The sequence below is a fragment of the Microaerobacter geothermalis genome (assembly GCF_021608135.1).
GTDB lineage: Bacteria > Bacillota > Bacilli > DSM-22679 > DSM-22679 > Microaerobacter > Microaerobacter geothermalis.
Map to the genome: position 1 here is coordinate 402,225 of NZ_JAKIHL010000001.1, position 7,047 is coordinate 409,271.

The 7,047-nt window shown below is 40.2% G+C and carries 6 protein-coding genes; 3 read left to right on the top strand and 3 right to left on the bottom strand.

Translation table 11 applies throughout. The features are described from left to right. Positions 1–6 precede the first annotated feature (6 nt). Entirely contained in the window at positions 7–1,776 is a 1,770-nt protein-coding gene (gene aspS / locus L1765_RS02030) for an aspartate--tRNA ligase (RefSeq protein WP_236403925.1), read from the top strand. Between the two features lie 74 nt (positions 1,777–1,850). Here the strand turns inward: aspS and L1765_RS02035 are convergent, their stop codons facing one another. After that, a complete protein-coding gene (locus tag L1765_RS02035; protein ID WP_236403926.1) occupies positions 1,851–2,165 on the bottom strand; it encodes a hypothetical protein in 315 nt (104 codons plus the stop codon). 223 nt (positions 2,166–2,388) lie between these two features. Between L1765_RS02035 and L1765_RS02040 the strand changes: the two genes are divergently transcribed. Next, complete coding sequence (locus L1765_RS02040) at positions 2,389–3,888, top strand: cytochrome D1 domain-containing protein (RefSeq protein WP_236403928.1); 1,500 nt, start codon at positions 2,389–2,391, stop codon at positions 3,886–3,888. 69 nt (positions 3,889–3,957) lie between these two features. On the opposite strand, the gene L1765_RS02045 is transcribed toward L1765_RS02040, so the two are convergent. Both L1765_RS02045 and L1765_RS02050 read right to left on the bottom strand, forming a co-directional pair. Beyond that, on the bottom strand, positions 3,958–5,259 hold the full coding sequence (locus L1765_RS02045; RefSeq protein ID WP_236403931.1) for a sigma-54-dependent transcriptional regulator: 1,302 nt from the start codon (positions 5,257–5,259) through the stop codon (positions 3,958–3,960). Next, complete coding sequence (locus L1765_RS02050) at positions 5,249–6,319, bottom strand: sensor histidine kinase (RefSeq protein ID WP_236403933.1); 1,071 nt, start codon at positions 6,317–6,319, stop codon at positions 5,249–5,251. The genes L1765_RS02045 and L1765_RS02050 overlap by 11 nt, the downstream gene beginning before the upstream one ends. 215 nt (positions 6,320–6,534) lie before the next feature. Between L1765_RS02050 and L1765_RS02055 the strand changes: the two genes are divergently transcribed. Next, on the top strand, positions 6,535–6,966 hold the full coding sequence (locus L1765_RS02055; RefSeq protein WP_236403937.1) for a cupredoxin domain-containing protein: 432 nt from the start codon (positions 6,535–6,537) through the stop codon (positions 6,964–6,966). The last annotated feature ends 81 nt before the right edge of the window (positions 6,967–7,047 follow it).

Below are 7,047 nucleotides of genomic sequence, written 5' to 3' on the forward strand. Positions count from 1 at the left end.
GTAGGAATGGAAACCTTATTTCGAACACATCATTGTGGATTGCTTTCCAAAGAGTTGGTTGGCCAAGTGGTGAAACTAAGTGGATGGGTACAAAAAAGGAGAGACCTTGGCGGATTAATATTTGTGGATGTAAGGGACCGAAGCGGGTTGGTTCAAGTGGTCTTTGGTCCAGAATATTCCCAAGAAGCCTGGGAGCTGGCCGATAAAGTGAGAAGTGAATTTGTGATTACAGTTGAAGGAAAAGTGGTGGAACGGAGTCCAGACACCATAAATCCCAATATTAAAACCGGAGAAATTGAGGTACAGGCTATCAATCTGGAAATTATTAATCCTGCTAAAACCCCTCCATTCCTCATTCAGGATGATGTTGAGGTGGAGGAGTCCATCCGCCTTAAGTACAGATATCTTGATTTGCGTCGTCCCGTGATGCAAAAAACTTTAAAAATCAGGCATCAAGCGGCAAAAATTTTCCGGGACTTTTTAGATCAGCATGGTTTTTTGGAAATTGAGACGCCCATGTTAACCAAAAGCACTCCTGAAGGGGCACGGGATTATTTGGTTCCGAGCAGGGTTCATCCCGGAGAATTTTACGCTTTGCCTCAATCCCCCCAACTGTTTAAACAATTGTTAATGGTGGCTGGATATGAGAAATATTTTCAGATTGTCCGCTGTTTTAGAGATGAAGATTTAAGGGCTGATCGCCAACCGGAATTTACGCAGGTGGATATAGAGACCTCCTTTATGAAGATGGAGGAACTCCATGAATTGATGGAGGAGTTAATGGCAAAACTCATGAAGGAAATTGTGGGAATCACCATCGAACGGCCATTTTTGAAGCTATCCTACCAGGAAGCAATAGAACGATATGGTTCAGATAAACCTGATCTTCGTTTTGGATTGGAACTGGTTGATGTATCGGATCTGGTGGAAAACTGCAATTTTAAGGTATTTCGTCAAGCTGTGGAAAATGGTGGACAGGTCAAAGCCATCAATGCCAAGGGTTGCGGAGATTATAGTCGCAAGGAAATTGATTTATTGGGTGAATTTGTAGCGAGATATGGTGCTAAAGGATTAGCTTGGCTGGCTTATAAGGAAGACGGATTAAAGGGGCCAATCGCGAAATTCTTCTCTGAGGAGGAACTGCAATCCTTTACAGAGAGGTTACAAGGAGAAGAGGGGGATCTATTCTTATTTGTCGCAGATAATCCGAAGGTTGTGGCTGATGCTTTGGGCAATCTCCGTCTAAAGCTTGGAAGAGATCTGAATCTGATTGATGACAACACCTTTAAGTTCCTATGGGTCATTGATTTTCCGCTTCTCTCCTATGATGAGGAAGAAGAAAGGTTCGTAGCGGAGCATCATCCCTTTACTATGCCTAGGGAAGAGGATATTCCATTTTTTGACACGGATCCAGGAAAAATCCGTGCCCAAGCTTATGATATGGTTTTAAACGGTTATGAAATTGGCGGGGGAAGCATGCGTATATTTAAACGGGAAATTCAGGAGAAAATGTTTCAAGCCCTCGGATTTTCCCAGGAAGAAGCAAAAGAAAAATTTGGATTTCTCCTCGAAGCCTTTGAATATGGGACCCCTCCCCATGGGGGAATTGCCTTTGGATTCGACCGGATCGTCATGATCTTGGCTGGAAGAAACAATTTGCGTGAATGCATTGCTTTTCCAAAAACCGCCAGTGCCACCGATCTGATGACCCATGCCCCGGATAAGGTGGATGACAAGCAATTAAAGGAGATTCATATTTCTATCACTAATGAATAACCATTGAAGAAGACCTCCAAGTTGAATCGTGGAGGTCTTTTATGATTCTATTCGCATTGTTGGGATAAGTGTTATTAAGCCTCAGGATAATCTCTTGTCCCAACCTGTTGATAGGAATCAGTCACCTGTTCATGGATTTCTTCAGCTTTACAACATGCATGGTCCACACCACCGTTTGTTTCGGAATTCGTTTGATTTTGTTCTTCTCGTTCTATTTTTAGGGTACGCAATTGATTATACCAATTCATCATCGAAATTGACCCTTTTATCGCTAAATTTTTCGTTTTTTTTCTTAACTGTGGTGAAAGGATCATTGCTAATGTTGTGGCCACAAGGGCCATGTTTAGGGGTGACTTTAAAGATTGATTCCGTCTTTTTAAAAAGGCCATTTAACTTCCTCCCTTCTCGCTTATAGTTTTCGCCTTCGCTTCCCCAAATATTCGAATGTGCCAAATCACACAAATGTAGTGTGTCAAATCACACAAGTTGTCACATTGATCTGCACAAAAAGTTAACAATTTCTCCGTTCATGGTGCTTCTAAAATTGGCATCCTTTTTGCTTATTCTTTAATAACGTGAAATGGTTCACAAATTCAATTAGGGGGAGTAAAAATGAAGAACAAGAAAAACGGGAAAAACAAACTTTGGATTGCACTGCTGTTGTTTAGTATGGTTGTATTGTTTGTTACTGCATGCGGGTCAACAACAGAAACAACAACCTCAACGAATCCAACACAGGGAGAGAATGGTAATGTTGGCAATAAAGAAGAGGGATCTCGACAGGTTGAAGAGAAAGCTGAACTCCAAAAAACTACGGATACACCATACTGGATTTACGTGGCCAATGAAGGTTCCAATGATGTATCAGTTGTGGATACCAGCATTAACAAGGTTGTGGCAACCATACCGTCTGGAAAAGTATCCCACCACGTTTACTTATCTCCAGATGAAAAGTATGTGTATGTGATGCCTAAGGGAGAAACCTTTATTACTGTGATCAGTACTGCTACCAACGAAGTCATTGGCAAAATAGAAGTGGGGAAAGCCCCGACTCATCCGGGATATATGCCTGACGGAAAAACCTTAGTGGTAGGAGTAACTGGTGATAAAGTGGCTGCAGTTATTGACATGGAAAACAACAAATTGGTGAAGAAAATAGAGGCAGGAAAAGGAGCCCATGATACAAGTATCACTAAGGATGGAAAATATGCCTTTGTCAGCAATAACAAGTCGGATTTCTTATCCGTTATTGACATGACGACCATGGAAAAAGTAAAGGATATTAAAACTGGTCCAGTGGCAAACGGGAACACCATGTCTCCCGATGGAAAGCTTTTAGCTGTCGGGGTAACTGATGAGGCTAAAGCGGTTATTATTGATACCCATACTTTAGAAATTCTAGCGGAGGTTCCTACCGGAAAAGGTGTACACAATTTGAGATTTACAAACGACGGAAAATACTTGATGACCGGAAATCAGGGGGATGGTACCGTCACAGTCATTGATACCAAAAATTTTGAAGTAGTAAAAACATTACAAGCTGGTTTAGGTGCCAACATCCCAACTATGTCACCCGATGGAAAATATGCTTATGTGACCGCAAATAATGACACCTTTATCTCTGTGGTTGATTTAAGCACGATGGAAATCATCAAAAATATTCCCGTGGTAAAGAATCCGCACAATTTAATCTTTAGTCCAGATGCAAAATTAGCCTATACCACCAATTGGGGAGAATCCTCCCTTTCAGTGATCGATACGGAGACCTTTGAGGTGGTAGACAATATTCCTGTTGGTCTAAATCCAAATGGATTACAACTTATGACATCCGTTCCTAAGGAAGTCGCTTTAGAATGGCAGGCAAAAGCTGAAGAGCTGGCAGTTGAAAAAAACAATAAGGAAACCGCTGACGCTACTCCTATAACGCTAGAAGAAAAACTGTATCAAGAGTCCTGCAGCACTTGCCATGGACTTAATACCATTGAGGCCAGCGGAATCAAAGGTGATGCGTGGGAGCAGACCGTTGACAAGATGATTAAAAATGGTGCCAAATTGACCCCTGAACAAGCGGATACTATTGTAAATTACCTGAAAACAAAGTTCCCAAATTAATCATTAAAAGAGGAGAGGTTCAGAGATCCTCTCCTCTTTTTTATACTCTTTTAGGTTTATAACGGAATTTTACTTCAGAATCTGGTATTTTTTCATTCGGTATAATAGCGTATAACGGGTGATTCCCAGTAACTTTGCCGCTTGACTTTGATTACCTTTCGTTTTCATTAGGGCATTCTCAATCAGTTCCCTTTCATGTTCTTCCAAATTAAGGGAGGCTTCATCTGCTGGTTTGTTAAAAGATGCATGGCTATGGGTAATTTTGTTCTTTATTTCTGGGGGCACATGTTCTTTGGTGATCTCTCCTCCCTGGCTTAATATAAACATCCTTTCCATGCAATTTTGCAGTTCACGGATATTTCCCGGCCATTCATAAGAAGTTAGCAATGTTTTCGTTTCTTCATCAAGCTGATAAGGCCTCTTGTAACGATCCAAAAAATGGTGGGCAAGAGTTAATATATCTTCCTTTCTCTTCCTTAAAGGGGGGAGATGAATGGGAAATACATTTAATCGATAAAATAGATCCATTCGAAAATTACCCAATTCCACTTCTTCGTGTAAGTCTCGATTGGTTGCTGCCACAATCCTTACATCGACGGAAATGGGGGTGTCACTTCCAACAGGGTAAAAGCTTTTTTCCTGCAGTACCCTTAACAACTTTGCCTGAAGATAATAGGGCATTTCTCCAATCTCATCAAGAAATAGGGTTCCGCCATTCGCCAGCTGAAAGAATCCTTTCTTGTTTGAAACTGCTCCAGTAAATGCTCCTTTTACATGACCAAATAATTCACTTTCCATCAAATTTTCAGGAATAGCGGCACAGTTAACCGTTACGAAGGGTTGATCTTTCCGATTGCTTTTCTGGTGCAGTTCTTTGGCGACCAATTCTTTTCCTGTTCCACTTTCACCTGAAACGAGGACTGTACTATCGGTGGGTGCCACTAAGCGAATTTGTTGTATAATTTCTTTCATGATTTTAGATTCCCCGATAATTACCGGCTGTTGTTTCACCTGGGTTCCAATATTTCTCTTAATGACCTCTTTTATCTGGTTTAAGTGAAATGGTTTCGTCAGATAATCCACAGCACCAATTTTTATGGCTTTAACCGCATTTTCCACAGTTGCATAGGCAGTCATCATAATAATTGGAACATCAGGATTCTGGGCAAGAAATGCAGGCAGAAGCTCCAAACCGTTTTTTCGCGGCAGTTGATCATCCAATAAAATGAGATCCGGTTGAAAAGATTGGCTAATTTCTAGACCCAATTCTCCATTTTCCACACTTTTAACTTCAAATTCATTCTTTAATGCTTCCTCTAGGATCCATCGCATATTTTTTTCATCATCGATAATTAGCACCTTATGCAGCATGGGATGCACCTTCTTTTTTATCATATAAAAGAGGGAATCTTAAGGAAATCATAGTCCCTTTGTTTCTTTCACTTTGGATATGGATATGTCCTTGATGCAGGGAGATGATTTGGCTTACGATGGACAATCCTAATCCAGTTCCGGTTTCCTTCGTTGTATAAAACGGTTCAAATGCTCTCTTCATAGTATCAGGACTCATTCCAATTCCAGTATCCTTAATATGAATCGAAATATCATCGGCATTACTTTCGGTAGTAATGTAGAGATCTCCCCCTGTTGGCATGGCTTCCACTGCATTAATAATCAAATTGAGAAAAATTTGTTTTAAACGGTCCGGTGCAGAAGAAATCACTTCATACTTGGCCTGAAAGTTGGTGTGTAAATATATATGATGCTCTTTCAAGTATTTATTGGAAAGACGAAGGACCTTTTCTAGAGTCTGATGAACAGAAGTGGACGAAAAAGAGAGATCCTTAGGTTGGGTAAAATCTAAAAATTCATGCAAAACCTTGTTAAGGCGATTGATCTCTTCTTTTAGCACAGAAGTATACTGTTTTAATTCATCTGCCGGATCGATTTTTTCTTCCAGAGTTTCGGTGGTTATTTGAATGATGGCCAAAGGGTTGCGTATTTCATGGGCAATACCTGCCACAAGGGTTCCTAAACTGCTTAAGCGTTCAGACCTTTCTAGAGTTTGCTCCATTTGATGATTCTTCAATTGATTTCTTTCAAATTGATTCATCATATGACCGACCAGTAGAGAAACCATATAAAACAGTACGATTTCAATAATTGTATTGCTAAAATGGGGAATGTGCCACCCCAACATGGCTTGAAGCAGAATTAAAAGGGTGGCTATGACAGAAACAATGATACCTCCCCTAATACGAAAAACAATGGCTGCTAGTATGACTGGGACTACATAGAAGCGGTTAAAACAAAGCCCAGAAATTGTCCATATGTCATTGGCAAAACAGTTTAAGGCGGTCACAATTCCAAGGGTTATCGTAATAAATAAATAAGTATATGTCCTTTTAAATAAGCTCATACGAAATGTCATTAGATTCCCTCCCATTTCATCATAACTGGAAAGAATCTGGGAGTAAATAACTGTTGAAAAATTGTCATGAAGTTGTTAGAAACCATTGAAAAATATGTTCACACAATGTTAATATGTTTTACACTTTTTATCCATTATTTTTTAATCTTTTCCTTCTATAATGATATTTGTCTTTGGAAAATCTGACCAAAGAAAACAGATAGGAGGAATAGATAATGAACAAAAAGGGGTTTCTTTTCACAGCTTTGTTATTGGTAGGAATTCTGGTGTTAGCTGGATGTTCCAGCAGCAATAAGGAAGAAGCAGCTCCTGCCGATAATGCCAATGCCAATACCATTCAGGCTGAGAATGGAGTACTTAACGTTGAGGCATCTAACTGGAAGTTTAATGGAGAGAAATTTGTGGTGAAATCAGGTGCTGACGTGACGATTAATCTGAAAAATGTTGAAGGATTCCATGGGCTGGCCATTGATGAATTGGGTGTAAACATTCAAGGGGACGGCAGTGCCACTTTCAAAGCAGATAAACCCGGAGAATATACCATTTACTGCAGTGTCCCATGCGGTCAGGGGCATAATGATATGAAATCCACCCTTGTTGTAGAGCTATTTGCGATGTTCGGGAAACCAGATGAGACAAGGGTTTAGAGAAAGGCGAAAATAAATTTTACCCCAAAAACAAGCGGAAAAATGCGGGTTAATAGGAGTAAAAAAAGAGGCTAGGCAAAA